We start from the raw sequence: 24,945 nt of genomic DNA, 5'->3' as shown, positions 1-24,945 counted from the left end.
GCATGCATGTCCGGTTGAGCGGCTGCACTGGTCTTCAGCCAGTTGCGGCGCGTACCGCCGCCCCGCTTTCAGCGCGGGCGCTCGCCCTCAACGTAATCACCCGCCCGCCGCAGGCGTAGAATGCGCATCGGCCCGCGCCCTGCGGCACACCGCTCCTTTCGACCGCCTGTCACTCTGCCCACGCGTTCATGTCCACCGTTGCCTTGACCTCCCCGCGCTTCAGATCCAAGACGCTCACCGCCGCGCTGGCGTTCCTGTTCGGCAGCCTCGGCGCCCACCGCTTCTATCTGTATGGCATCCGGGACATCTTCGGCTGGACGCATCTGCTCGGCACGCTGATCGGCATTCCCGGCGTGATGCTGCTGATCGCGACCGAGCGCGCGTCGATCCTCGGCTGGGTGCTTGCGTCGATCGGTGCGGTTTCACTGTTCGCTGCGTTTCTGGCCGCGCTCGTCTACGGGCTGCGTCCGGATCAGAAATGGGATGCGCAATTCAACGCCCACACGCAACGCAAAAGCCGCTCGGGCTGGACGGTCATTTTCGTCGTGATCTTTTCGCTGCTCATCGGTGCGTTTCTGCTGATGACCGGTCTCGCGCTCGCGTTCCAGACCTACTTCGAAAGCCAGGTCGAAGCGGCCAAAGCGATTTCGCAGTAACACCCGTCGCGGGACCAGCAGGCCTTCCTGCGCGCTAGAAAAGCCTCAATTGCGGATTGTCACGCGCCGGTGCGCTCGCCTGCCCGGCGCGCGGCGACTCGATCCGGCGGAAGTGCGACATGTCGAGAATGCCGCGGTCACGCCCGCTCAGCCCCAACCGGCGCGCGGCCTTGTGAAAGCGCTGCTTGAGCAGATCCGCCCATAACCCCTCTCCCTTCATGCGGGTCGAGAACGACGAGTCGTAATCCTTGCCGCCCCGCATGTCGTGCACACGGTTCATCACGCGCTCGGCACGATCCGGGAAATGTGCGCTCAGCCAATCCTTGAACAGCGGCGCGACCTCCCACGGCAACCGCAGCACGATATAGCTCGCGTTGCTGGCGCCCGCTTCCGCGCACGCTTCGAGCACGCGCTCCATGTCCGGTTCGGTGACGAACGGGATAACCGGCGCGATGCTGACGCCGACCGGAATGCCCGCCTCGCTGAGCGTACGGATCGTGCGCAGCCGGCGCGACGGCGTGGCCGCGCGCGGTTCGAGCGTGCGCGCGATGTCGGCGTCAAGCGTGGTGATCGTGATCGCGGCCATGAATTGCCCGCGCTCCGCCATTGGCGCGAGCAGGTCGATATCGCGCTCGATCAGCGACGATTTGGTGATCGCCCCGAACGGGTGATTGCGCTCGCTGAGCACCTCGATCACCCGACGCGTAAGTCGCAAGTCGCGTTCGGCCGGCTGCCATGCGTCGGTCGCGACGCCGAGCGCGATCGGCTCGGGCACATAGGATTTCTTCGACAGTTCCCGCTCGAGCAGCTCGGGCGCGTTGATCTTCGCGTAGATGCGGCTTTCGAAATCGAGCCCCGGCGACAACCCCAGGTAACTGTGCGTGGGCCGCGCGAAGCAATAGATGCAACCGTGCTCGCAACCGCGATACGGATTCAGCGACACATTGAACGGAATGTCCGGCGACGCGTTGCGTGTGAGGATGGTTTTCGCGCGCTCCTCGAACACCTGCGTGCGCAGGAGCTTCGGCTCGCAGTCTTCGTCGGCCGCCTGCCAGCCGTCGTCGACGGCCTCGCGCTGGTCGACTTCGTAGCGGCCTTGCAGGTTCGTGACCGCACCGCGCCCCTTGCGAGGCGCCGGCGGCGCGATCGGAAATTCGGGAATGTCAGGGGTGTCGGGGTCATCCACGGCGGGCCACGCAAAGCTAGCACAAACACGAAGCGCCAAAAGAAAACGGCGCAAAACACCTGTATAAATATACAGTATTTGCGCCGTTTGTCGAGCACTTCGTGTGCCGCGAGATGCGCGACCAGTCCCGCCAGCGATCAGGCACTTTAGTCGGTCACCGCGATCGTCAGCGTCTCCTTGATTTCCTCCATCACCACATAGCTCTTCGACTGCACCGCTCCCGGCAACTGCAGCAGGATGTCGCCGAGCAACTTGCGGTAGTCGGCCATTTCGCCGATGCGCGCCTTGATCAGATAGTCGAAATCGCCCGACACGAGGTGGCACTCGAGCACCTCGGGGATCTTCTGCACCTCGCGGCGGAACTGGTCGAACATGTTGCCGCTCTTGTGATCGAGCGTGATCTCGACGAACACCAGCAGCGCCGCGCCCAGTTCTGCCGGATTCACGCGCGCGTAGTAGCCGGTGATCACGCCGTCGCGCTCCATCCGCTTGACGCGCTCGATGCAAGGTGTCACCGACAGACCGACCCGTTCCGCCAGGTCTTTCATCGCCATACGGCCGTCCTGCTGCAACAGCCGCAGGATCTTGTGATCGAGCTTATCGAGAGCCCGCACGGGATGGCGCTGGGTACGCATAGTGTTTTTGCTGAAAATGATGAAAATACGATAACAAAACCTGCTTCACTGTTAATAGTATAGCGGTTAACACTGGGCAGACGGCATTTCACCTCACGTTGCAGCTCGTTGAATCGAAGCAGATCGAATCCAGCGAAACGCGCCTTGCCCTCACTCAATTTTTGGACATCTGGAGCAGCTATGCGAGTCGTCGTTTTGGGCAGTGGCGTCGTCGGTGTAACGAGCGCGTACTACCTTGCACGCGCCGGTCACGAAGTGACCGTCATCGATCGCGAGGCCAGCCCGGCGCTCGAAACCAGCTTTGCCAACGCGGGCCAGATCTCGCCGGGCTACGCGTCGCCGTGGGCCGCGCCGGGCGTGCCGCTGAAGGCCGTCAAGTGGATGTTCCAGAAGCACGCGCCGCTCGCGATCCGCCTCGACGGCACTACGTTCCAGCTGCAATGGATGTGGCAGATGCTGCAGAACTGCACGGCGCCGCGCTATGCGGTAAACAAGGGCCGCATGGTGCGGCTCGCCGAATACAGCCGCGACTGCCTGCAGGCGCTGCGAGCCGACACCGGCATCCAGTACGAAGGCCGCACCGGTGGCACGCTGCAGGTATTTCGCACGCAGCAGCAGTTCGACGGCGCCGCGAAAGACATCGCCGTGCTGCAGGAAGCCAACGTGCCGTACGAGTTGCTGAGCGCCGACCAACTCGGCAAGGCCGAACCGGCGCTCGCCGCGGTGTCGCACAAGCTCACCGGCGGCCTGCGCCTGCCAGGCGACGAAACGGGCGACTGCCAGATGTTCACGACGCGCCTCGCGGCACTCGCCGAGCAACTGGGCGTCAAGTTCCGCTACAACACGCCGATCGACGCGCTCGCGATGGCAGGCGGCCGCATCGCCGGCGTGCAGTGCGGCGGCGAACTGGTGCGCGCGGACTCGTTCGTGGTCGCGCTCGGCTCGTACTCGACGCGCTTCCTCGACGGCATCGTGAAGATTCCGGTCTATCCGCTGAAGGGCTATTCGATCACCGCGCCGATCGTCGACGCGGCTGCCGCGCCGGTGTCGACCGTGCTCGACGAGACCTACAAGATCGCGATCACGCGCTTCGATGACCGGATTCGCGTCGGCGGCATGGCTGAGGTCGTCGGCTTCGACAAATCGCTGCGCGAGGCGCGCCGCAAGACGCTCGAGCTTTCGGTGAACGACCTGTTCCCCGGCGGCGGCGACACGTCGAAGGCGACGTTCTGGACCGGTCTGCGACCGATGACGCCGGACAGCACGCCGATCGTCGGCCGCACGCCGGTGCCGAACCTGTTCCTGAACACCGGCCACGGCACGCTCGGCTGGACGATGTCGTGCGGCTCAGGCCAACTGCTCGCCGACCTGATGTCGGGCAAGCAACCGGCGATCCGCGCGGACGATCTGTCGGTGCATCGCTATCTCGGCGAGACCGCGGGCGAACATCGGCCGGCGTATGCGTGAGTTCGAGTGCGTGCGCTGACGCGGCCCTGGCCGCAAGCGCACGCGGCAACCAACAGCAGCGGCAAAAACAAACGGCGCCTCGCGAGGCGCCGTTTGCTTTTCAATGTGCCGCCGCAATCGCGACAGGCATCAACGCATGCTCAGAACTGATCTTCCGACAAAGCCAGCACGCCCTCGCCACCCTTAGCGCTGACGATCGCCACTTCGAGCGCCGCCGCCTGTGGCAGCACATGCTCGGCGTAAAACCGCGCGGTCGCAATCTTCGCGTCATAAAACGCGGGATTCTCGTCGCGCCTCGCCGCCGCGGCAAGCTGCGCACGCGCCATCTGCCAGCCGCCCAACACGATGCCCGCGAGCTTCAGATAGGGCACGCTGCCCGCGAACACCGCATTTGGATCGCCCTTCGCATTCGCGACGACGAAATCGACGACCGCGCCAAGCGCCCGCTGACCCTCAGCGAGTTGCGTCCGCATCGACGCGAACGCCGCGCCCTGCTGCGCGCCGAGCGCTTCGACCGTTTCGGCGATACCAGCAAGCAGTTCCTTCGCGACCTTGCCGCCGTCGCGCAGCGTCTTGCGACCAATCAGGTCGTTGGCCTGGATCGCGGTCGTGCCTTCGTAGATCGGCAGAATGCGCGCGTCACGGTAGTACTGCGCGGCGCCGGTTTCCTCGATGAAGCCCATGCCGCCATGCACCTGCACGCCGAGGCTCGTCACGTCGATTGACAATTCCGTGCTCCAGCCCTTCACGATCGGCACCAGGTATTCGTAGATCGCCTGATGCTTGGCACGCGTCGCGTCGTCAGGATGACGATGCGCGATATCGCAGTGCGAGGCCGCGACGTACGCGAGCGCGCGCGACGCCTCGGTGAGGCAGCGCATCGTCGACAGCATGCGGCGCACGTCCGGGTGCTGGATGATCGCGACCGACTGCTTCGCGGAGCCATCCACGGGACGGCTCTGCACGCGCTCCTTCGCATACGCGACCGCTTTCTGATACGCGCGATCCGAAATCGCGACGCCTTGCATGCCGACCGCGAAACGCGCGGCATTCATCATGATGAACATGTATTCGAGGCCGCGATTCTCTTCGCCGATCAACTGACCGATCGCGCCGCCGTGATCGCCGAACTGCAGCACCGCGGTCGGGCTCGCCTTGATGCCGAGCTTGTGTTCGATCGACACGCAATGCACGTCGTTGCGCTCGCCGAGCGAGCCGTCTTCGTTGACGAGGAACTTCGGCACGAGGAACAGCGAAATGCCCTTCACACCATCGGGCGCGTTAGGCGTGCGCGCAAGGACGAGATGGACGATGTTCTTCGCCATGTCGTGCTCGCCCCAGGTAATGAAAATCTTCGTGCCGAACAGCTTGAACGAACCGTCGGCCTGCGGCTCGGCGCGCGTGCGCACCAGCGCGAGATCGGAGCCCGCCTGCGGCTCGGTCAGGTTCATCGTGCCGGTCCATTCGCCTGAAATCAGCTTCGGCACGAAGGTCTTTTTCTGCGCTTCGCTGCCGGCGGTCAGTAGTGCTTCGATCGCGCCGTCGGTGAGCAAAGGACACAACGCGAACGACAGATTCGACGCGTTGAGCATTTCGACGCATGGCGTCCCGATCAGCTTCGGCAACCCCTGTCCTTCGTAGTCGAGCGGGTGCTGCACACCCTGCCAGCCGCCCTCGGCGAACTGGCGGAACGCGTCCCTGAAACCGGGCGTCGCGCTGACGACCCCATCCTTCCAGCTGCTCGGGTTGCGATCGCCGTCGACGTTCAGCGGCGCGAGCACTTCGCCGCACAGTTTCGCCGACTCGTCGAGCACGGCCTGCGCCGTATCGAGGTTCGCGTCTTCGAAGCCGGGCAGCTTCGCGATGTCTTCGAGTCCGGCCAGTTCTTTCATCACGAACAGCATGTCCTTGATGGGCGCCGTATAGCTCATTTCGGTTCTCCTCCCTTGATATGAAAAAAGGGCGCGGGACTTGGTCGGTCCAGCGCCCTTCGCTTATTCTCGGCGGCCTGTTTCAGCCGCCGCGGCGCTTAGCCGAGTTCCTTCACGAGTTCCGGCACAATGGTGAACAGATCGCCGACGAGGCCGTAGTCGGCCACGCTGAAGATCGGCGCTTCTTCGTCCTTGTTGATCGCGACGATGACCTTACTGTCCTTCATGCCCGCGAGGTGCTGGATCGCACCCGAGATGCCGACCGCGACATACAGTTGCGGCGCGACGATCTTGCCGGTCTGGCCGACCTGATAGTCGTTCGGCACGAAGCCCGCGTCGACCGCTGCGCGCGATGCGCCCAGTGCCGCGCCGAGCTTATCGGCCAACGGCTCGAGCACCTTCGTGTAGTTCTCGCCGTTGCCCAGACCCCGGCCACCGGACACGATGATCTTCGCGCTCGTCAGTTCCGGACGATCGAGCTTCGTCACTTCGCGGCTCACGAATTGCGAGATGCCTGCGTCGGCTGCGGCTTCGATCTTTTCGACCGCTGCGCTGCCGCCTTCGGCTGCAACGGCGTCGAAACCGGTCGAGCGCACGGTGATGACCTTGATCGGATCAGCCGATTGCACGATCGCAATGGCGTTGCCCGCGTAGATCGGACGCTCGAACGTGTCGGCGCTGTCCACCGCGGTGATGTCGCTGATCTGCGCGACGTCGAGCTTTGCGGCGATGCGCGGTGCGACGTTCTTGCCGTAGGCGGTGGCCGGCGCGAGGATGTGGGTGTAGTTCTTCGCGATGGTGATCACCGTCGCTTCGACGTTTTCCGCGAGACCCGCTTCGAGTTGCGGCGCGTCGGCGAGCAGTACCTTGGCGACGCCGGCGATCTTCGCTGCGGCATCGGCCGCGGCTTGCGCATTGTGACCCGCGACCAGCACGTGAATCTCACCGCCGATCTTCTGTGCCGCTGCGATCGTATTCAGCGTCGCGGCCTTGATCGACGCACCGTCGTGTTCTGCTACTACCAGATTAACCAGATTCGTCATTTCTTGCGTCTCCTCACAGCACCTTGGCTTCGGTCTTCAGCTTCTCGACCAGCGTCTTCACGTCCGGCACTTTCACACCGGCGGAGCGCTTCGGAGGCTCGGCGACCTTCAGCGTCTTCAGACGCGGCGTGACATCGACGCCGAGGTCTTCGGGCTTCATCGTTTCCAGCGGCTTTTTCTTGGCCTTCATGATGTTCGGCAGCGTCACGTAGCGCGGCTCGTTCAGGCGCAGATCGGTCGTGACCACGGCCGGCAGCGTCAGCGACAGCGTTTCCGCGCCGCCATCCACTTCACGAGACACCGTTGCCTTGCCATCCGCCACGACCACCTTCGACGCGAACGTCGCCTGCGGCAGGTTCGCGAGCGCGGCGAGCATCTGGCCGGTCTGGTTGGAGTCGTCGTCGATCGCCTGCTTGCCCAGAATGACGAGCGAAGGCTGCTCCTTGTCGACCAGCGCCTTGAGCAGCTTCGCGACCGCCAGCGGCTGCAGGTCTTCGTTCGATTCGATCAGGATCGCGCGATCCGCACCGATCGCGAGCGCGGTGCGCAGCGTTTCCTGCGACTGCGTCACACCGGCCGACACGGCGATCACTTCGGTCGCGACGCCCGCTTCCTTCAGACGCACGGCTTCTTCAACCGCGATTTCGTCGAACGGATTCATCGACATTTTCACGTTCGCAATATCGACGCCCGTACCGTCCGATTTCACGCGGACCTTCACGTTGTAGTCGACCACTCTTTTCACTGGCACCAGAATTTTCATGCACACGCTCCAAAGTTACGAATACGTCAACCCGACAGACATTATAGCGACTGCCCTCATGGCAGCCGTGTCGCGAGCGCTTTGCGGAAGGATATCGCTCCTCCGCGGCGTGACGGCAATATCGAACGATCGTTCTATTTTAATCTCTAAAAAACCCGGGAAACAACCCCGGGTTCCGACTCCGACCTCTAATTTCCCATTGCCGTCGTGTTCTGCCTGGTTCGTGGATCATTGCATCACCAGGAGGTGATCACCGAGCCGCCGAATTTGCTGTCGACGAACTGCTTCACTTCCGGCGAGTGGTACGCCGCGACGAGCTTCGCGACCCACGGCTTGTTCTTGTCCGCTTCGCGAATCGCGATCACGTTCACGTACGGACCCTTCGGGTCCTCGATCGCGATGGCGTCCTGCTTCGGCTTCAAGCCCGCTTCCATCGCGAAGTTGGTGTTGATCGCGGCGGCATCGACGTCGCCCAGCGAACGCGGAATCTGCGCCGCGTCGAGCTCGACGATCTTCAGCTTCTTCGGATTGTCGACGATGTCGAGCGGCGTCGCCTTCAGGCCGGCATCGGCGCGCAGCTTCAGCAAGCCCTGCTTCTGCAGCAGCAGAAGCGCGCGGCCGCCGTTGGTCGGATCGTTCGGCACGGCGATCTTCGCGCCCGGCTGCAGTTCGGCGAGCGACTTCACTTTCTTAGAGTAGATGCCCATCGGGTACGTGACCGTATCGGCGACACGGATCAGCTTGTAGCCACGGTCCTTCACCTGCGCCTGCAAGTACGGGTCGTGCTGGTAGCTGTTCGCGTCCAGATCGCCGCTCGCGAGCGCCGCGTTCGGCTGCACGTAATCGGAGAATTCGACGATCTTGATGGTGAGGCCGTTCTTCGCGGCGACCGTCTTCACGACGTCCATGATCTGCGCGTGCGGGCCGCCGGTGACGCCGACCTTGATCGTGTCTTCGGCATGCGCCGCGGTGGTGGCGAACAGCGTTGCCGCGCCGAGCGCGGCGGCCAACTTGAGAATGAGGCGACGTTGCATGATGGACCTTTTCCGAATCTCTATGAGCGGGCTTCCGAACGCCCTTGTTTACTTATGGCTCAAACGACGCACGAGCCAATCCCCAAACGACTGCACCAGTTGCACGAACACGATCAGGATCAGCACGACCGCGAGCATCACTTCCGGCAGGAAGCGCTGATAGCCGTAGCGGATGCCGAGGTCGCCAAGGCCACCGCCGCCGATCGCGCCCGCCATCGCCGAATAGCCCACCAACGACACGAACGTGATCGTCAACCCGGCGACTACGCCCGGCAGCGATTCCGGCAACAGCACCTTGAAGACGATCTGGCTGGTGGTCGCGCCCATCGCCTGAGCGGCCTCGATGAGCCCGCGGTCGACTTCGCGCAGCGCCGTTTCGACGAGGCGCGCGATGAACGGCGCGGCGGCGATCGTCAGCGGCACGATGGCCGCCGCGGTGCCGATCGACGACCCGACGGCGAGCCGCGTAAACGGAATCACCGCGACCAGCAGGATGATGAACGGCGTCGAGCGCACCGCATTGACGATCACGCCCATCACGCGATTCACCGCGACGTTTTCGAGCACGCCCTGGCGGTCGGTCAGATACAGCAGCACGCCGAGCGGCACGCCAACCACGGCGCCAATCAGTCCGGAGATGCCGACCATGATCAGCGTCTCCCAGAACGACTGGACGAACATATCGAACATTTCACTCAACATGCGAGAGCTCCTCCACTACGACACCCTGCTCGCGCAGAAACGTGATCGCCTGCGCGACCTTGGCCGGATCGCCGCCCGCCAGAACCGCGAGCGAGCCGAACGTCTGCCCCTGGATCTCGTCGATCTGGCCGTGCAGGATATTGAAGTCGAGCTCGTAGCGACGAATCGTCTCCGACAGGATCGGCTGATCCACGCCCGAACCGGTGAACGCGAGGCGCAGCAGATGGCCGCTGCCGGTCTTCAGGCGCTGCGCGACACGCGCCTTCATGGCGGGCGGCAGTTCCTGCGCGATCACGTCGCCGATCAGCGCGCGCGTGACTTCGTGGTGCGGCTGCAGGAACACGTCGATCACCTTGCCTTGTTCGACGACGCGGCCAGCGTCAAGCACCGCGACGCGATCGCAGACCTGCTTGATCACGTCCATCTGGTGCGTGATCAGCACGACCGTCAGGTTCAGTTCGCGGTTGATGCGCTTCAGCAGATCAAGAATGGCGCGCGTGGTCTCGGGGTCGAGCGCCGAGGTCGCCTCGTCCGACAGCAGCACCTTCGGCTTGCTCGCGAGCGCGCGAGCGATACCCACACGCTGCTTCTGCCCGCCGCTGATCTGCGCCGGATAGCGGTCCTTCTGCGCCGACAGTCCGACCAGTTCGAGCAGCGGCAGCACGTTCGCCTCGATTTCGTCGCGCTTCATGCCGGCCAGTTCGAGCGGCAGCGCGACGTTCTCGTACACGGTGCGCGACGACAACAGATTGAAGTGCTGGAAGATCATGCCGATCTCGCGACGCGCGTCGCGCAGTTGCGCGGCGGGCAGCGTCGTCAGATCGCGGCCGTTGACGAGGATGTTGCCCTCGGATGGGCGGGTCAGCAGGTTGATCGTGCGCACGAGCGTGCTCTTGCCCGCGCCGCTGCGGCCGATGATGCCGAACACCTCGCCCGCCGGAATCGTCAGATTGACGTTGTGCAGCGCCTCGACCCAGCCCCGGGGTCCGGCGAACCGCTGGGAAACATTGCGTATTTCGATCATGGACAAACGAAAACGGCGGAGGCTGCCGGCGAGCGTCGTGCTCCCGACAAGCGGCCGCCGTTTCTTTTATTTGGGATTTAAGGTCGCCATTCTACCGCAGCGCCGACATACCCTTTAATAATCAATTCCGATCTTTTCATAACCAAAGGGCATTAGAGCCGCGCGTTACATACAAACCTCTCGTGCATCGCGCCGCTCCGACTATGATCGGACCACCCCCTTCCGCACAGCCTACCGCCATGCAAACTTCCCCGAGCCACACGGTGCGCGCGAGCGCCGGCAGTCTTAATAAAGACGCGCCGCAGCGCGCGTCGGTCACGACCGCCGACGGCATCGAGTTGCCGCTGTATCGCTGGCAGCCGAACGGGCCGATACGCGCGACGGTCGCGCTGCTGCACGGCCTCGCCGAGCACGCCGGCCGTTACGCGGCCGTGGCGGACCGGTTCAACGCGGCGGGCATCGAACTCGTCGCGGTCGATCTGCGCGGCCACGGCCACGCGCCCGGCAGGCGCGCCTATGTGAAGCGCTTCGACGACTACCTGCTCGATGCGCAGGCGCTGCTCGACGCCGCCGCGCAAAGCTGCGCGCCGCTCTTCCTGATGGGCCACAGCGTGGGTGGCGCGGTGGCCGCGCTGTACGCGATCGAACGCCTCGACGCCAGCGGGAGGCGCTTGAGTGGTCTGATCCTGTCGAGCCCCGCGCTTGCGCCGGGGCGCGACGTGCCGAAGTGGATGCTCGCGCTGAGCCAGGTGATCAGCCGCGTCTATCCGGGCTTCCCGGCGATGAAGATCGACCCCGCGCTGCTGTCGCGCCTTCAGCCGGTCGTCAAAGCCAACCTCAACGATCCGCTCGTGCATCACGACGCGATTCCGGCGCGCACGGGCGCCGAGTTGTTGCTGGCGATGGCGCGCATCGAACGTGGCCGCGCGGGGCTGCGCATGCCGCTGCTCGTGTTTCACGGCACCGACGACAAACTGACCGAGCCCGACGGCAGCCGCGCGTTCGGCGAGCACGCGGGTTCGCCTGACAAGACGCTCACGCTGCACGAGGGCAGCTATCACGAGACGATGAACGACCTCGACCGCGATCGGGTGATCGCGGGGTTGGTCGATTGGATTGAAAGACGGTCGGTGGGACGGAGTTGAGAAGATGCGGCGCGTGGTAGCCGTCGGCTAGCGCTTCCACTCCGGCGCGCGTTTGTCGATGAAAGCCTGCACGCCTTCGAGCGCCGAGTCGTCCATCATGTTGCAGGCCATCGTCTGCCCGGCGAGCTGGTACGCGGCCTCGATGCCCATTTCGAGCTGCCGGTAGAACAGGCCCTTGCCTGCGCTGACCGCTTCGACCGGCTTCGCGCAGATGCTCGCGGCGAGCCGCGCGACTTCGTCGTCGAGCGCATCGGCTGGGGCGACGCGGTTCACGAGCCCCTGCTTGCGGGCTTCGGCGGCGTCGATGAAATCGCCGGTCAGCAGCATTTCGAGCGCGGCCTTGCGCGACAGATTGCGCGACAGCGGCACCGACGGGGTCGCGCAGAACAACCCGAGGTTCACGCCCGATACGGCGAAGCGCGCGGTCTCGGCGGCGACCGCGAGATCGCACATGGCGACGAGCTGGCAGCCGGCCGCGGTCGCGATGCCGTGCACGCGCGCGATCACCGGCTGCGGCAGGCGCTGGATCGTCAGCATCAGCTTCGTGCAGCGCGCGAACAGCTGCTGGTAGTACGCGAGCGACGGCGCCGCGCGCATTTTCTTCAGGTCGTGCCCGGCGCAGAACGCGCGGCCCGCGCCGGCGATCACGACCACGCGGGCATCGGTCTTCGCGATGTCGGTCAGCGTCCGCTGAAGTTCGTCGAGCAGCGCTTCGGACAGCGCGTTGAACGCATCGGGCCGGTTCATCGTTACGCGCACGACGCCCGGTACACGATACGCGTCGGGTTCGATCGTGACCAGCGACGCGTCGCCGGTATTGACGGGGTTGACGTTCATGGCTCAGATCTCCGCGAGCGAGCGCACGTGCGCGACCACGCTGCGCCCGAGCGCCGACAGGTTGTAGCCGCCCTCGAGACAACTGACGATGCGCCCGCGCGCGTAGCGCCGCGCGATCTCGCGCACCTGGTCGGTAATCCACGCGTAATCGTCTTCGACGAGGCCCATGTTGCCAAGGTCATCCTCACGATGCGCGTCGAAGCCGGCCGAGATGAACAGCATCTCCGGCCTGAACTCGTGCAGGCGCGGCAACCACAGCATATCGACCGCTTCGCGCACGGCCATGCCGTTCGAGCGCGCCGGCATCGGCACGTTGCACATGTTGGACGCCTGGTTGTCGGCGCCCGTGAATGGATAGAACGGGTGCTGAAAGATGCTGCACATCAGCACGCGCGGGTCGCCCGCGAATGCGGCCTCGGTACCGTTGCCGTGATGCACGTCGAAGTCGATGATGGCGACCCGCGCGAGACCATGCACGTCGAGCGCGTGGCGTGCGGCGATCGCGACGTTGTTGAAGAAGCAGAAGCCCATCGCGCGCGCCGGCTCCGCGTGATGGCCGGGCGGGCGCACGCTGCAGAACGCGTTGTCGTAGCGGCCTTCGATCACCGCGTCGGTGGCGGCGACGGCCGCGCCCGCCGCGCGCAACGCGGCCCGCAACGTGTGCGGGTTCATCGTCGTGTCGGGATCGATTTCGGCGACGCCCTCGAGCGGCGAGCGACCGCGGATGTAGTCGACGTGCGCCTGCGTGTGCACGCGCAGCAGCGCGGCCTCGTCGACGAGCGGCGCCGACTCGCGCTCGATCAGCGCGTCGATGCGGCTCGCGATCAGCTGATCCTCGATCGCCTGCAGGCGCGCGGGGCACTCGGGATGCCACTGTCCCATGTCGTGCAGCAGACAGTCGGGATGGGAATAGAAACCTGTTGCCATAGTTCGTGTTGTGCGTCTCTTCTACGGCGCGGCGCATCAATTGCGCGCGCGGCGTGTCTCCGTCGAGCGGCGCGCGCCCCCGCGCGCCTACATTCGTCAAGTTACCACACGACACCGCTGTCGCCGATTCAGCACGGTTTTGCGGAAGCCGTCGGGTATACTTCCCCGACCCGTTATTCGCCGTTTCGTTCCTGCCGCTTTCCGACTGCTTCCAGCCTTTCACGCATCGCGCTCACTGCTCACCATGACCGTCAAGCTTGCTCTGTCCGCAGGATCCCCATGCAACCGGCTTCGCCTCAACAACCTCGCCGCCTCACTGACCGTCGCATCGTGCATGTTCATCGCGGCAAGTCCCGCGAACGCACAAAGCGCCACGCGCAAAGCATCGGTGCAGCTCGCGCAGAGCCAGCCGCAACAGCCGGTACCGCAAGGGCAAACGTTTGAGGAAGAGATCATTCCGCAGCGCTATGCGAACAACGCGAACGTCGATGCGTTCATCAACGAGATGGTCGCGCGCTACGATTTCGACGAAGCGTCGCTGCACGCGCTGTTCGCCGGCGTCAGCTACTCGGCGACCGCGGTGAAGCTGGTCACGCCGTCGCCGACGCCGTCGGTCAAGAACTGGCGCTCGTATCAGGCGCGCTTCCTCGACCCGGTGCGCGTCAATGCCGGCGTGCAGTTCTGGCGCGAGAACCGGGCCACGCTGCAGCGCGCGTATCAGGAGTTCGGCGTGCCGCCGGAGATGGTCGTCGGCATTATCGGCGTCGAGACGATCTACGGTCGCTACATGGGTAATTTCCGCGTGCTCGATGCGCTGACCACGCTGAGCTTCGATTATCCGAACACCGCGAATCGCGCGGACCGCCAAGCGACCTTCCGCAAGAATCTCGAAGACTACCTGGTGTGGACGCGCGACGCGCAGATCGACCCGAACACGGTGCTCGGCTCGTACACGGGCGCGATCGGCATTCCGCAGTTCCTGCCGAGCAGCATCGTCCAGTACGCGGTCGACTACGAGGGCAACAAGCACATCGATCTGCGCACGAGCGATGCCGACGCGATCGGCAGCGTCGCGAATTATCTGCGCCAGAATGGCTGGGAAAGCGGCCGGCCGGTGGTATGGCGAATCGGCTCGGACGCGGGCAGCCTCGGTGTCGCGCAGGCGGCGGCCACTGGCCAGCCGGAGCCGCACTGGCCGCTCGACCAGTTGCTGCGCGCCGGTCTCGTGCTGAACGAGCCGAACCTCGACATTGCTTCCGAAGCGGGCACGCCGGTCACGGTGGTCGATCTGCCGACCCCGGGACGGGGCACCGAGTTCGTGCTCGGCCTGAAGAACTTCTACGTGCTGACCCGCTACAACCGCAGCTTCTTCTATGCGCTTGCGGTGTATCAACTCGGTCAGAAGGTCAAGGCCCAGATGGAAGCAATCGACACTGCGAATGCCGCGAAGGCGGTCAACAACGGCGGCGCGTCGCAAGGTCAGACAGATCAGTCGAACTCAAATTCGCAGTGAGTCGCCCCGCGAGTCGCCATGCGCGCCTCGCGTTGAAGGACGTAAAAAAGCGCCGGCTCGACCGGCGCTTTTCATTGGCTCGTGCGCCCGCGAAGGCGCCCGGCGACCCGCTTACGCGGGAAATACTCCCGTGGACAGATAACGGTCGCCGCGGTCGCAGACGATGAACACGATCGTCGCATTCTCGACCTGACGCGCGATGCGCAGCGCGACTTCGCACGCACCGCCCGACGAAATTCCCGCGAAGATGCCTTCGACCGACGCCAGCCGGCGCGCCATCGCCTCGGCCGCGGATTGGCTGACGTTCTCCACACGGTCAACGCGGCTACGGTCGAAAATTTTCGGCAGATACGCTTCCGGCCACTTGCGAATACCCGGAATACGCGAGCCCTCTTCCGGCTGCGCGCCGATAATTTCGATCTGCTGGTTCTGCGTTTTCAGATACGTGGACACGCCCATGATCGTGCCGGTCGTGCCCATCGACGATACGAAGTGCGTGATGCGCCCTTCCGTGTCGCGCCAGATTTCCGGGCCCGTGCCTTCGATGTGCGAAGCCGGATTGTCCGGGTTCGCGAACTGATCGAGGATGATGCCCTTGCCTTCGCGCTGCATCTGCTCGGCGAGATCGCGCGCGTACTCCATGCCGCCTTTGACCGGCGTCAGAATGATTTCCGCGCCATAGGCGGCCATGCTCTGACGGCGCTCGACCGACAGATCTTCCGGCATGATCAGTACCATCCTGTAGCCGCGGACCGCCGCGGCCATTGCGAGCGCGATGCCGGTATTGCCGCTGGTCGACTCGATCAGCGTGTCGCCCGGTTTGATGCGCCCGCGCGCTTCGGCCTTCTTGATCATCGACAATGCCGGACGGTCCTTCACCGACCCCGCCGGGTTGTTGCCCTCGAGCTTCGCGAGGATCACATTGTTGCGGCTGCGGATCTCGTCGTCGGGAAGCCGGACGAGTTGTACGAGCGGCGTGTTGCCGACCGTGTCTTCAATCGTTTTGTATGCCATATGGGGTCTAGCGATCGATGCGCGAAAGAGTGTCTTCAATCCATCGATTCTAAACCACGAACTCCGGCGCTGGCCTGCAGCCCTTCTGTCCGCATGGATGCATGCCGCTTGCGGCGCAAAAAGCCCGCGGCTGCGAGCCGCGGGAAGTGGTGTGTGCAAATCGAAGCAATGGGATGTTCGCGGACCTTGCGCGCCGCAAGCCGCGAGTCAAAGCATGGCATGCGCAAGGCTCGCGGCCGCTTACTTCTTCACCGCCACTGCGGCGGCGCCCTTCTGCGTGGCGGCGGGCGCGGCCGCAGCGGCCGGCTCCTTGCCCGCTGCAGCTGCCGCAACCTGCGTGCTAGCAGCCGCGCCAGCCGGTCCGACAGCGAGACCCTCCGCCTGCAGGCGCTCGATGGTGTGGCCGCCCATGCCCTTGACGCGCTTGCCGAGATCGGCCGCGTCCTTGAACGGGCCGTGCGCATTGCGTTCGTCGACGATCGCTTTGGCTTTTGCCGGACCGATGCCCTTGATGCCGCGCAGCGCGTCCTCGTTAGCCGTATTGACGTCGACCGCCGCATACGCGTGGCCGAAAGCGGCGAGCATCGCCGCGGTAACCAGTACTTTTCGAAACATATTGGAATCTCCCTGTTGCCACTGACCGGCGACCATCACCGGCCAGGAGATTCCAGTTTAAAGAGGACGGCGTACTAATTACACCTGGCCGAACAGCCAACGCACGTAACGATCGACACCTTCCTGCACGCTCAGAAACGGCGCGTCGTAGCCGGCCGCGCGCAGCTTCGACTGATCGGCCTGCGTGAAGCACTGGTACTTGCCGCGCAGCGCGTCGGGGAACGGAATGTATTCGATCAGTCCGCGCTGCACCTGATCCGCGAGCGAGAGCGCCGGCTCGTTGTTCAGCGCGCGCAGCGTGTTGACCACGGTGCTCGCGATGTCGTTGAACGGCTGCGCGCGGCCGGTGCCGAGATTGAAAATGCCCGACTTCTCCGGATGATCGAAGAAGAACAGATTGACCTTGACGACGTCTTCGACGGAGATGAAATCGCGCGTCTGCTCACCAGCCGGATAGCCGTTGTATTCGCCGAACAGCTTGACCTTGCCCTCGGCGCGGAACTGATTGAAGTTGTGAAACGCGACCGATGCCATGCGCGCCTTATGCGTTTCGCGCGGACCATACACGTTGAAATAACGGAAGCCCACGATCTGGCTTTTCGCCGTGGGCAGCACGCGGCGAATCACCTGGTCGAACAGGAACTTCGAATAGCCGTACACGTTGAGCGGCTGCTCGAGCTCGCGCTCCTCGACGAAGCGGCTCGAGCCGCCATACGTCGCCGCCGACGACGCATACAGGAACTGGACGTCCTGCGCGAGACAGATGTCGAGCACGTCGCGGCTATAGCGGTAGTTGTTGTCCATCATGTAGCGGCCGTCGGTTTCCATCGTGTCCGAGCAGGCGCCTTCATGGAAAATCGCGCGCACCTTGCCGAAGTCGCCGCGCCTGAAGCGATCGACGAATTCGGTTTTGTCGAGATAGTCGTCGATTTCGCAATCAACCAGATTCCTGAACTTGTCCGCGCGCGTGAGGTTATCGACCGCGATGATGCGTTGTTCGCCGCGCTCGTTGAGCGCCTTCACGAGATTGCTGCCGATAAAACCGGCCGCGCCGGTGACGATGACGGTCATGATGATCCTGCCGTAGTGAGCTTTGTAGTGAGCTTCGTTCAGTCAACGCCGCGGGGTCCGCTGGTCCGTCGGACGACGGCAGCCCCGCGGGCTGCATCAGGAGAAGAGTTCGTCGTAGTCGACGGTGGCGGTGCCGAGTTTGCCGACCACGATGCCGGCCGCGCGATTCGCGAGCCCGACTGCGTCGACGAGAGAAAGACCCGCGCCGAGCATCGCGGCAAGCGTTGCGATCACGGTGTCGCCCGCGCCCGACACATCATACACTTCGCGCGCAACGGCCGACGCGTGCAGGATGCCATCGTCGGCAAACAGCGTCATGCCCTCCTCCGAGCGCGTCAGCAGCAGCGCCTTGAACTGGAGTTCGGCGCGCAGCTTCGTGACACGCGCGATCAGGTCTTCCTCCGACTTCCACTGTCCGACGACCTCGCGCAATTCCGCGCGATTCGGCGTGATCAGCGTCGCGCCGCGATAGCGCTCCCAGTCGTCGCCCTTCGGATCGACGAGCACCGGTTTGCCGGCCGCGTGCGCCTTCGCGATCATTTGCGTGACATGCGTGAGGCCGCCCTTCGCGTAGTCGGACATCAGGATCACGTCGTGCGACGGCAGCAGCTCATCGAAACGCGCAAGCCCCGCTAGCAGCACTTCATGCGCCGGCGAGTTTTCGAAATCGACTCGCAGCAGTTGCTGCTGACGCGACAGCACGCGCAGCTTGATCGTCGTCAGCAAGGCCGGATCGCGTTCGAGATGCGGTGTCACGCCGCTTTCGTCGAGCAACTGCACGATGCGCTCGCCGGGCTCGTCATGACCGACCACGCACAACAGACCCGCTTGCGCGCCGAGCGCGACCGCGTTGCGCGCGACGTTCGCCGCGCCGCCCAGGCGATCTTCCTGGCGCTGCACGTGCACGACCGGCACGGGCGCCTCCGGAGAGATGCGGTTGACGTCGCCGAACCAGTACCGGTCGAGCATCACGTCGCCGACCACCAGCACGCGCGCCGCATTGAGCTGCCCGCGCGGCACGAACGTGAGCTTCTGCGCCGTGGTGGACGCGGGCGCCGCGGGCATGGCCTCAGGCATCGGCCGGAAGTTCAGAGGGTTGGGCATAGGGGCGTCCAATGGCGTGGTAGTCGATCCCGAGCTCGATCATCGCGTCCGGTTCGTACAGATTGCGGCCGTCGAAAATCAGCGGTGTCTTCAGCACCGATTTCAGATGCACGAAATCAGGACTCTTGAACTCCTTCCATTCGGTCACGATCACGAGCGCGTCGGCGCCGGTCAGCGTTTCGTCCTGTGCGCTCGTGAACGTGAGACGTGCGAGCTGCTCGGGCGCCGCGTGCAGATCCATCGCGAACACGCGCTGCGCCTCGGTCACGGCGACCGGATCGTACGCGCGCACGTTCGCGCCGCGCGCGAGCAGCTCGCCGATCACGCGACGGCTCGGCGCCTCGCGCATATCGTCGGTATTCGGTTTGAACGCGAGGCCCCACACCGCGAACGTGCGGCCCCTCAGATCCTCGCCGAGCTTCGCGGCGATCTTGTTCACGAGCACGTCCTTCTGCTGGTCGTTCACTTCCTCGACCGCCTCGAGAATGCGCAGGTTGTGGCCGCTCTCGCTCGCGGTGCGAATCAACGCCTGCACGTCCTTCGGGAAGCACGAGCCGCCATAGCCGCAGCCCGCGTACAGGAAGTGATAGCCGATGCGCGGATCTGAACCGATGCCGCGGCGCACCGCCTCGATGTCGGCGCCGACCTTGTCCGCGAGATTCGACATCTCGTTCATGAACGAGATGCGCGTCGCGAGCATCGCGTTGGCCGCGTACTTGGTGAACTCGGCCGAGCGCACGTCCATGTACAGCGTGCGTTCGTGGTTGCGGTTGAACGGCGCGTACAGACGCTTCATCATTTCGCGCGCGCGCGCGCCCGATTCGTCTTCGTCGATACCGATCACGATACGGTCGGGGCGCATGAAGTCGTCGACGGCCGCGCCTTCCTTCAGGAACTCGGGGTTCGACACGACCGAGAAGCGATGCTGCGCGCTGCCGGCGAGCCCGCGCAACGCGAGCTCTTCGTTGATCACCGCGCGCACGCGTTGCGCGGTGCCGACCGGCACCGTCGATTTGTCGACGATCACCTTGAAGCCGTTCATCGTGCGGCCGATGTTGCGCGCGGCCTCGAGCACGTATTGCAGGTCGGCGGAGCCGTCTTCGTCGGGCGGCGTGCCGACCGCGATGAACTGCACGTCGCCGTGCGCGACGCTCGCCGCGACATCGGTCGAGAACGTGATGCGGCCGGCCGCGCGCGTGCGGGCGATCATCTCCTGCAAGCCCGGTTCGTGAATCGGCACGCCGCCTTTGTTGAGGATGTCGATCTTGCGCTGATCGACGTCGAGACAGAAGACGTCGTTGCCGATTTCGGCGAGACACGCGCCGGTGACAAGGCCCACATAGCCGGTGCCGATAATGGTGATTTTCATACGCTGTCCGGTAGATGGTTCCGGTGATGAATGCCGCTCGTGAGGCCGGCGATAAACTCGTTGCGAAATTCGCGGGGCGATTGCGCGCCAATGTACGCCGACGCGGCCACCGCCGCGCATGCGGCGTCAGTTCGGCGCGGCAATTGGCTCGACGCGGCGCGGCGCATAGGTTTCCCAACCGCTGCATCCCGGGCACTGCCAGTAGAAAAGCCGGGCCCTGAAACCACAATTCTGGCACGTATAGCGTGGCAGATTCTTGGTGCGCTGGCGGATCAGTGTGCGCATTAGTTCGAGCTCGCCGCGCCGCGGCTCTTCGGCGACGGCCTGCTGCGCTTCGAGCAGACGCGTCATGCCGGCCAGATTCGGCGACTTCTGCATCTGCGTGCGCGCGAGCGCATGCGCAGCATCGGCGCCGCGCAGCGATGCGACGTGCTGATACGCAACGTCGAGCAGATCGTTGCTCGGATGACGGTCGACCCACGTGGTCAGCAGATCGGCGCCCTCCTGCGCGCGGCCGAGCACTTCATATGCTTTCATGATCTTCTCGGCGACGAGCGGCAGATACGCGGGGTTCTGCTCCTCGACGCGGCGCCATTGCCCAATCGCCGCTTCCGGCGCGCCGCCGGCCGCGTCGACATCGCCGAACAGGATCGTCGCGCGCACGTTGGTCGGGTTCGCCTTCAGCGCGAGCCCGAGCTGATGACGTGCCTCGTCCGGTTTCTTCTGCTGCAGCGCTTCCTGCGCAAGTTCGCAGTGGAACTGCGCGATTTCCTTGTCGAGGGACGGTGCGCCCATCGTTTCGAGGTGGCGCGCGGTATCTATCGACTTGACCCAGTCTTTCTCGATCTCGTAGATCGTCAACAGCGCGCGTTGAGCACCCAGCGCGTAATCGCCCGCTTGCAGCGAGCGGAACGTTTCTTCGGCACGGTCGAGCAGACCCGCTTTCAGGAAGTCCTGGCCGAGTTCGTACAGCGCGTGATCGCGCTCGTTGACCGGCAGGTCCGCGCGGCTCAGCAGATTTTGATGCACGCGAATCGCGCGGTCCGTTTCGCCGCGCCGGCGGAACAGATTGCCGAGCGCGAAATGCAATTCGACCGTTTCAGGGTCGAGCTTGACGACTTCGATGAATGCATCGATCGCCTGGTCGGGCTGCTCGTTGAGAAGGAAGTTCAGGCCGCGAAAATACGACCGCGGCAGGTTGGCGCTTTCGGACAGCAGCGTCTTGAGGTCGTAGCGCGCCGCCATCCAGCCGAACGCGAACGCGACGGGTATGACCAGCAGCCACCAGAAGTCTAGATCCATGCGATTAATGCAAATGTGCGGAAAAGCGAAAACGAAAAGCCGCGCTCGGAGCACGCACGGCGCAAGACAGCTCAAATCAGCGGCGGCATCGGCGGCTGCTCTACCACGGCGGGAGTCTCGCGCGCCACGCGCAACTCGCGCCTGAGCCGGCTATTCTCCATGCGCAGACGCACGACGGCCGGCATCGCCGACACGAGCCCGGCGAGCAAGCCGATCACGAAAAACGCGAGGCCGATCAGAATCAGAGGCGCCGACCAGACGTAGCCGGCGAGGAAATTCAGCGTAGCGGGTTGCGTGTTGGAGAGCGCGAGCACGAGCAGCAGCACGAACACCAGCACACGGATCAGCCAGACGATAAATTTCATGAATAGATCTCTTCACGGCAGTTGCGGGATGACGCCGGCTTGATGACGCGTCGCGCCACGGTGTTGCCCGCGCCGAAGTGACCCGTATTGTAATGGATGCCCTCGCGGCTGGGCAGCAAGTGGCGGGATGCCGGACTTACGGGCCATTCGCGAAATGCAAAGGCCGCAGCGGAAGGCGCGACTTCTCAAATGATGGACGAAAAAAAAGCGCCCGAAGGCGCTTTTCCTGGTCTTTTGCCGACTGGCCTTGGCCGCTGACGCTAGCTATGCCACGCTGCAACATACACATACAGCGGAGTCATTAAAGGTCGTCATCCGGCTCCTCGGCCTTCAGCGGCTCGCCCGCGCGACGATCGACCCGCTCGCGCAATTCCTTGCCCGGCTTGAAGTGCGGTACGTACTTCTCGGGTACCAGCACCTTCTCGCCCGACTTCGGATTGCGTCCGACGCGGGAGGGACGGCGGTTGAGGCCGAAGCTGCCGAAGCCACGAATTTCGATGCGATGACCTTTGGCAAGCGCCTCCGACATCGCATCAAGCATCGTCTTCACCGCGAAATCCGCATCCTTGAGAACAAGTTGCGGAAATCGCGTAGCCAGCTGGGCGACCAATTCCGATTTGGTCATACTGCAGCAGACCTCTCAGGCTTACTGGTTCTGGCCGTCGAGCTTGGCCTTCAGCAGCGCGCCGAGGTTCGTCGTGCCGGTAGCGGCTGCGCTCGAATCCGAAGCAGCGAGACCGCGGATGGCTTCCTGCTGCTCAGCCGAGTCCTTCGCCTTGATCGACAGGTTGATGCCGCGCGACTTGCGATCGATGTTGATGATCATCGCGTTGACCTTGTCGCCTTCCTTCAGCACGTTGCGAGCGTCTTCCACGCGGTCTTGGGCGATTTCCGAAGCACGCAGGTAGCCTTCGACTTCGCCCGACAGCTGGACCACGGCACCCTTCGCGTCGACCGACTTGACGGTACCGTCGACGACGGAACCCTTGTCGTTCATTGCAACATAGTTGCTGAACGGGTCACCTTCGAGCTGCTTGATACCCAGTGAAATACGTTCCTTCTCGACGTCGATGCCGAGAACGATCGCTTCCACTTCGTCGCCCTTCTTGTACTTGCGAACGGCTTCCTCGCCGGTTTCGCTCCACGACAGATCCGACAGGTGAACCAGACCGTCGATGCCGCCCGGCAGACCGATGAACACGCCAAAGTCGGTGATCGACTTGATGGCGCCGCTGATCTTGTCGCCCTTCTTGAAGTTGCGGCTGAAGTCGTCCCACGGGTTCGGCTTGCACTGCTTCATGCCGAGGCTGATACGACGGCGGTCTTCGTCGATTTCGAGAACCATCACTTCGACTTCGTCGCCCAACTGGACAACCTTCGACGGAGCAACGTTCTTGTTGGTCCAGTCCATTTCCGACACGTGGACGAGGCCTTCAATGCCCGATTCCACTTCGACGAATGCGCCGTAGTCGGTGATGTTCGTGACCTTACCGAACAGACGCGTGCCCGACGGGTAACGGCGCGAGATGCCTTCCCACGGATCGTCGCCCAGTTGCTTGATACCGAGCGAAACGCGGTTCTTTTCCTGGTCGAACTTGAGGATCTTCGCGGTGACTTCCTGGCCAACCGACAGAACTTCGCTCGGGTGACGCACGCGACGCCATGCGATGTCGGTAATGTGCAGCAGGCCGTCGATGCCGCCGAGGTCCACGAACGCGCCGTAGTCGGTGATGTTCTTGACCACGCCTTCGACGATCGCGCCTTCCTTCAGCGTTTCGAGCAGCTTCGCGCGCTCCTCGCCTTGCGTTGCCTCGATGACAGCGCGGCGCGACAGCACGACGTTGTTACGCTTGCGGTCGAGCTTGATGACGCGGAATTCGAGGGTCTTGCCTTCGTACGGGGTCGTGTCCTTGACCGGACGCGTATCAACCAGCGAACCCGGCAGGAACGCGCGGATGCCGTTGACCATCACGGTCATACCGCCCTTGACCTTGCCCGTGATCGTGCCGGTCACGAGTTCGTTGTTGTCCAGCGCCTTTTCCAGCGACAACCACGAAGCCAGACGCTTCGCCTTGTCACGCGACAGGATGGTGTCGCCATAGCCGTTTTCCAGCGCGTCGATCGCGACGGAAACGAAGTCGCCCGCCTGCACTTCTACCTCGCCCGCGTCGTTCAGGAACTCTTCGAGCGGGATGTAGGCTTCGGACTTCAGACCAGCGTTCACGACCACGAAGTTGTGGTCGACACGCACGACTTCGGCGGAGATTACTTCGCCAGCGCGCATGTCCTGCTTGGTCAGCGACTCTTCGAACAGAGCCGCAAAAGATTCGGTATTCGGGGTAGAGGTTTGCAGGTCGGACATAAAAATCAGAGTTTGCATGGTCTTCGCAACGCCTGGCTCACCGGACCGGTCAGCAACTGCGGCATATACGCGAACGCCACGCGGGGTTAAAGGGTTAAAAACAACGCTTCGCGACCATTGCGAAGCACCTACCAACAACGGGACTGCCGCTGCTGGCCACTTCTGCGCGACCGTTTTCAGTCACGCATGCGGGACCAGCGCTTCATACCATTGCACCACCTGCTCGACCGCCTGGTCGACCGACAATGCGGAGGTATCAAGCAGCTTTGCATCCGCCGCGGGCTTGAGCGGCGCGGCCGCGCGCTGACTGTCACGCTCGTCACGCTCACGCAAATCCCGGAGCAAGTCATCTATATTAGCAGAAAATCCTTTTTGGATCAATTGCTTATGCCGGCGCATCGCGCGGGCCTCGACGCTCGCGGTCATGAACACCTTCAGCGCGGCGTCCTGGAAGATCACGGTGCCCATGTCGCGGCCGTCGGCGACCAGTCCCGGTTCCTTGCGAAACGCCCGCTGGCGCGCCACCAGCGCGGTTCGCACCGGCGCATGCACGGCGATCGCCGAAGCGCGGCTGCCCACTTCCTCGGCGCGGATTTCGGTCGATACATCGACCCCGTCAAGCTGCGCGAGCCCCTCGCGAAACGTGATATGGAGGTCATCGATCAGGTTGACAAGTGCGTCGACGTCGTCCGCCGCAATGCTATAGCGCAGGCTCGCGAGCGCCGCGAGCCGATACAGCGCGCCGCTGTCGAGCAGGTGAAAGCCGAGGTTGGCGGCCACCATCGCGGCCACAGTGCCTTTGCCGGAGGCACTAGGGCCGTCGATCGTAATGACGGGCGTCTGGTGAAAGGGACGAGTCGGTTTCATCTAAAAATGTCGC

General features: G+C 63.9%; 24 protein-coding genes. 4 read left to right on the top strand and 20 right to left on the bottom strand.

Annotated elements, in window-relative coordinates:
- Window positions 1–188: 188 nt before the first annotated feature.
- Complete coding sequence (locus G5S42_RS02575; RefSeq protein ID WP_176105401.1) at window positions 189–656, top strand: NINE protein; 468 nt, start codon at window positions 189–191, stop codon at window positions 654–656.
- Between the two features lie 34 nt (window positions 657–690).
- Here the strand turns inward: G5S42_RS02575 and G5S42_RS02570 are convergent, their stop codons facing one another.
- Together G5S42_RS02570 and G5S42_RS02565 are read right to left on the bottom strand one after the other, a co-directional pair.
- Window positions 691–1,842: a PA0069 family radical SAM protein gene (locus tag G5S42_RS02570; RefSeq protein WP_176105400.1), complete on the bottom strand. Its 1,152-nt coding sequence runs from the start codon at window positions 1,840–1,842 to the stop codon at window positions 691–693.
- A gap of 146 nt (window positions 1,843–1,988) precedes the next feature.
- On the bottom strand, window positions 1,989–2,477 hold the full coding sequence (locus G5S42_RS02565) for an Lrp/AsnC ligand binding domain-containing protein (protein ID WP_013090122.1): 489 nt from the start codon (window positions 2,475–2,477) through the stop codon (window positions 1,989–1,991).
- 180 nt (window positions 2,478–2,657) lie between these two features.
- Between G5S42_RS02565 and G5S42_RS02560 the strand changes: the two genes are divergently transcribed.
- Window positions 2,658–3,944 carry a D-amino acid dehydrogenase gene (locus tag G5S42_RS02560; protein WP_176105399.1) on the top strand — a complete coding sequence of 429 codons (1,287 nt, stop codon included), beginning with the start codon at window positions 2,658–2,660 and terminating at the stop codon, window positions 3,942–3,944.
- 140 nt (window positions 3,945–4,084) lie between these two features.
- Here G5S42_RS02560 and G5S42_RS02555 read toward each other — a convergent pair whose 3' ends face one another.
- The 6 genes from G5S42_RS02555 to G5S42_RS02530 form a co-directional block, all read right to left on the bottom strand.
- On the bottom strand, window positions 4,085–5,875 hold the full coding sequence (locus tag G5S42_RS02555; RefSeq protein ID WP_176105398.1) for an acyl-CoA dehydrogenase: 1,791 nt from the start codon (window positions 5,873–5,875) through the stop codon (window positions 4,085–4,087).
- A gap of 98 nt (window positions 5,876–5,973) precedes the next feature.
- Window positions 5,974–6,909 (bottom strand): electron transfer flavoprotein subunit alpha/FixB family protein, encoded by a 936-nt coding sequence (locus tag G5S42_RS02550; RefSeq protein WP_176110275.1) that lies wholly within the window; start codon window positions 6,907–6,909, stop codon window positions 5,974–5,976.
- Window positions 6,910–6,931: 22 nt separating this feature from the next.
- Window positions 6,932–7,681 carry an electron transfer flavoprotein subunit beta/FixA family protein gene (locus tag G5S42_RS02545; protein WP_176105397.1) on the bottom strand — a complete coding sequence of 250 codons (750 nt, stop codon included), beginning with the start codon at window positions 7,679–7,681 and terminating at the stop codon, window positions 6,932–6,934.
- A 236-nt stretch (window positions 7,682–7,917) separates the two neighbouring features.
- The gene (locus G5S42_RS02540; RefSeq protein WP_176105396.1) at window positions 7,918–8,715 is read right to left on the bottom strand and encodes a MetQ/NlpA family ABC transporter substrate-binding protein; all 798 of its coding nucleotides are present in this window, start codon (window positions 8,713–8,715) and stop codon (window positions 7,918–7,920) included.
- Window positions 8,716–8,763: 48 nt separating this feature from the next.
- On the bottom strand, window positions 8,764–9,417 hold the full coding sequence (locus G5S42_RS02535) for a methionine ABC transporter permease (RefSeq protein WP_176105395.1): 654 nt from the start codon (window positions 9,415–9,417) through the stop codon (window positions 8,764–8,766).
- Entirely contained in the window at window positions 9,407–10,441 is a 1,035-nt protein-coding gene (locus G5S42_RS02530) for a methionine ABC transporter ATP-binding protein (RefSeq protein WP_176105394.1), read from the bottom strand. The genes G5S42_RS02535 and G5S42_RS02530 overlap by 11 nt, the downstream gene beginning before the upstream one ends.
- A 239-nt stretch (window positions 10,442–10,680) precedes the next feature.
- Here G5S42_RS02530 and G5S42_RS02525 point away from each other — a divergent pair, with 239 nt between their 5' ends.
- Complete coding sequence (locus tag G5S42_RS02525) at window positions 10,681–11,586, top strand: alpha/beta hydrolase (RefSeq protein WP_176105393.1); 906 nt, start codon at window positions 10,681–10,683, stop codon at window positions 11,584–11,586.
- A gap of 27 nt (window positions 11,587–11,613) precedes the next feature.
- On the opposite strand, the gene G5S42_RS02520 is transcribed toward G5S42_RS02525, so the two are convergent.
- Both G5S42_RS02520 and G5S42_RS02515 read right to left on the bottom strand, forming a co-directional pair.
- Window positions 11,614–12,423 carry an enoyl-CoA hydratase gene (locus tag G5S42_RS02520; protein WP_176105392.1) on the bottom strand — a complete coding sequence of 270 codons (810 nt, stop codon included), beginning with the start codon at window positions 12,421–12,423 and terminating at the stop codon, window positions 11,614–11,616.
- Window positions 12,424–12,426: 3 nt separating this feature from the next.
- Entirely contained in the window at window positions 12,427–13,350 is a 924-nt protein-coding gene (locus tag G5S42_RS02515) for a histone deacetylase family protein (protein WP_176105391.1), read from the bottom strand.
- A gap of 334 nt (window positions 13,351–13,684) precedes the next feature.
- Here G5S42_RS02515 and mltB point away from each other — a divergent pair, with 334 nt between their 5' ends.
- Window positions 13,685–14,863 (top strand): lytic murein transglycosylase B, encoded by a 1,179-nt coding sequence (gene mltB, locus G5S42_RS02510; protein WP_176105390.1) that lies wholly within the window; start codon window positions 13,685–13,687, stop codon window positions 14,861–14,863.
- Window positions 14,864–14,974: 111 nt separating this feature from the next.
- Here the strand turns inward: mltB and cysM are convergent, their stop codons facing one another.
- The 10 genes from cysM to cmk form a co-directional block, all read right to left on the bottom strand.
- A complete protein-coding gene (gene cysM / locus G5S42_RS02505) occupies window positions 14,975–15,877 on the bottom strand; it encodes a cysteine synthase CysM (protein WP_176105389.1) in 903 nt (300 codons plus the stop codon).
- Window positions 15,878–16,117: 240 nt separating this feature from the next.
- Window positions 16,118–16,492, bottom strand: coding sequence for a ComEA family DNA-binding protein (locus G5S42_RS02500; RefSeq protein ID WP_176105388.1), 375 nt, complete (start codon window positions 16,490–16,492; stop codon window positions 16,118–16,120).
- 78 nt (window positions 16,493–16,570) lie between these two features.
- Window positions 16,571–17,563, bottom strand: a complete 993-nt coding sequence (gene rfaD, locus G5S42_RS02495) for an ADP-glyceromanno-heptose 6-epimerase (RefSeq protein ID WP_176105387.1) — start codon at window positions 17,561–17,563, stop codon at window positions 16,571–16,573.
- A 96-nt stretch (window positions 17,564–17,659) separates the two neighbouring features.
- On the bottom strand, window positions 17,660–18,667 hold the full coding sequence (gene rfaE1 / locus G5S42_RS02490) for a D-glycero-beta-D-manno-heptose-7-phosphate kinase (RefSeq protein WP_217709831.1): 1,008 nt from the start codon (window positions 18,665–18,667) through the stop codon (window positions 17,660–17,662).
- On the bottom strand, window positions 18,633–20,036 hold the full coding sequence (locus tag G5S42_RS02485) for a UDP-glucose dehydrogenase family protein (protein WP_176105386.1): 1,404 nt from the start codon (window positions 20,034–20,036) through the stop codon (window positions 18,633–18,635). The genes rfaE1 and G5S42_RS02485 overlap by 35 nt, the downstream gene beginning before the upstream one ends.
- Window positions 20,037–20,162: 126 nt before the next feature.
- Window positions 20,163–21,338 (bottom strand): lipopolysaccharide assembly protein LapB, encoded by a 1,176-nt coding sequence (gene lapB, locus G5S42_RS02480; RefSeq protein ID WP_176105385.1) that lies wholly within the window; start codon window positions 21,336–21,338, stop codon window positions 20,163–20,165.
- A 71-nt stretch (window positions 21,339–21,409) separates the two neighbouring features.
- The gene (locus G5S42_RS02475) at window positions 21,410–21,703 is read right to left on the bottom strand and encodes a LapA family protein (protein WP_176105384.1); all 294 of its coding nucleotides are present in this window, start codon (window positions 21,701–21,703) and stop codon (window positions 21,410–21,412) included.
- Window positions 21,704–22,004: 301 nt separating this feature from the next.
- The gene (locus G5S42_RS02470) at window positions 22,005–22,328 is read right to left on the bottom strand and encodes an integration host factor subunit beta (protein ID WP_006050255.1); all 324 of its coding nucleotides are present in this window, start codon (window positions 22,326–22,328) and stop codon (window positions 22,005–22,007) included.
- 21 nt (window positions 22,329–22,349) lie between these two features.
- Window positions 22,350–24,083, bottom strand: coding sequence for a 30S ribosomal protein S1 (gene rpsA / locus G5S42_RS02465; RefSeq protein WP_008921410.1), 1,734 nt, complete (start codon window positions 24,081–24,083; stop codon window positions 22,350–22,352).
- Window positions 24,084–24,245: 162 nt separating this feature from the next.
- Complete coding sequence (gene cmk, locus G5S42_RS02460) at window positions 24,246–24,932, bottom strand: (d)CMP kinase (protein ID WP_176105383.1); 687 nt, start codon at window positions 24,930–24,932, stop codon at window positions 24,246–24,248.
- Between the last annotated feature and the right edge of the window lie 13 nt (window positions 24,933–24,945).

Origin of the sequence: Paraburkholderia youngii (genome assembly GCF_013366925.1) — a bacterium.
Lineage (GTDB): Bacteria > Pseudomonadota > Gammaproteobacteria > Burkholderiales > Burkholderiaceae > Paraburkholderia > Paraburkholderia youngii.
This window is presented reverse-complemented; position numbering and strand designations above follow the sequence as displayed.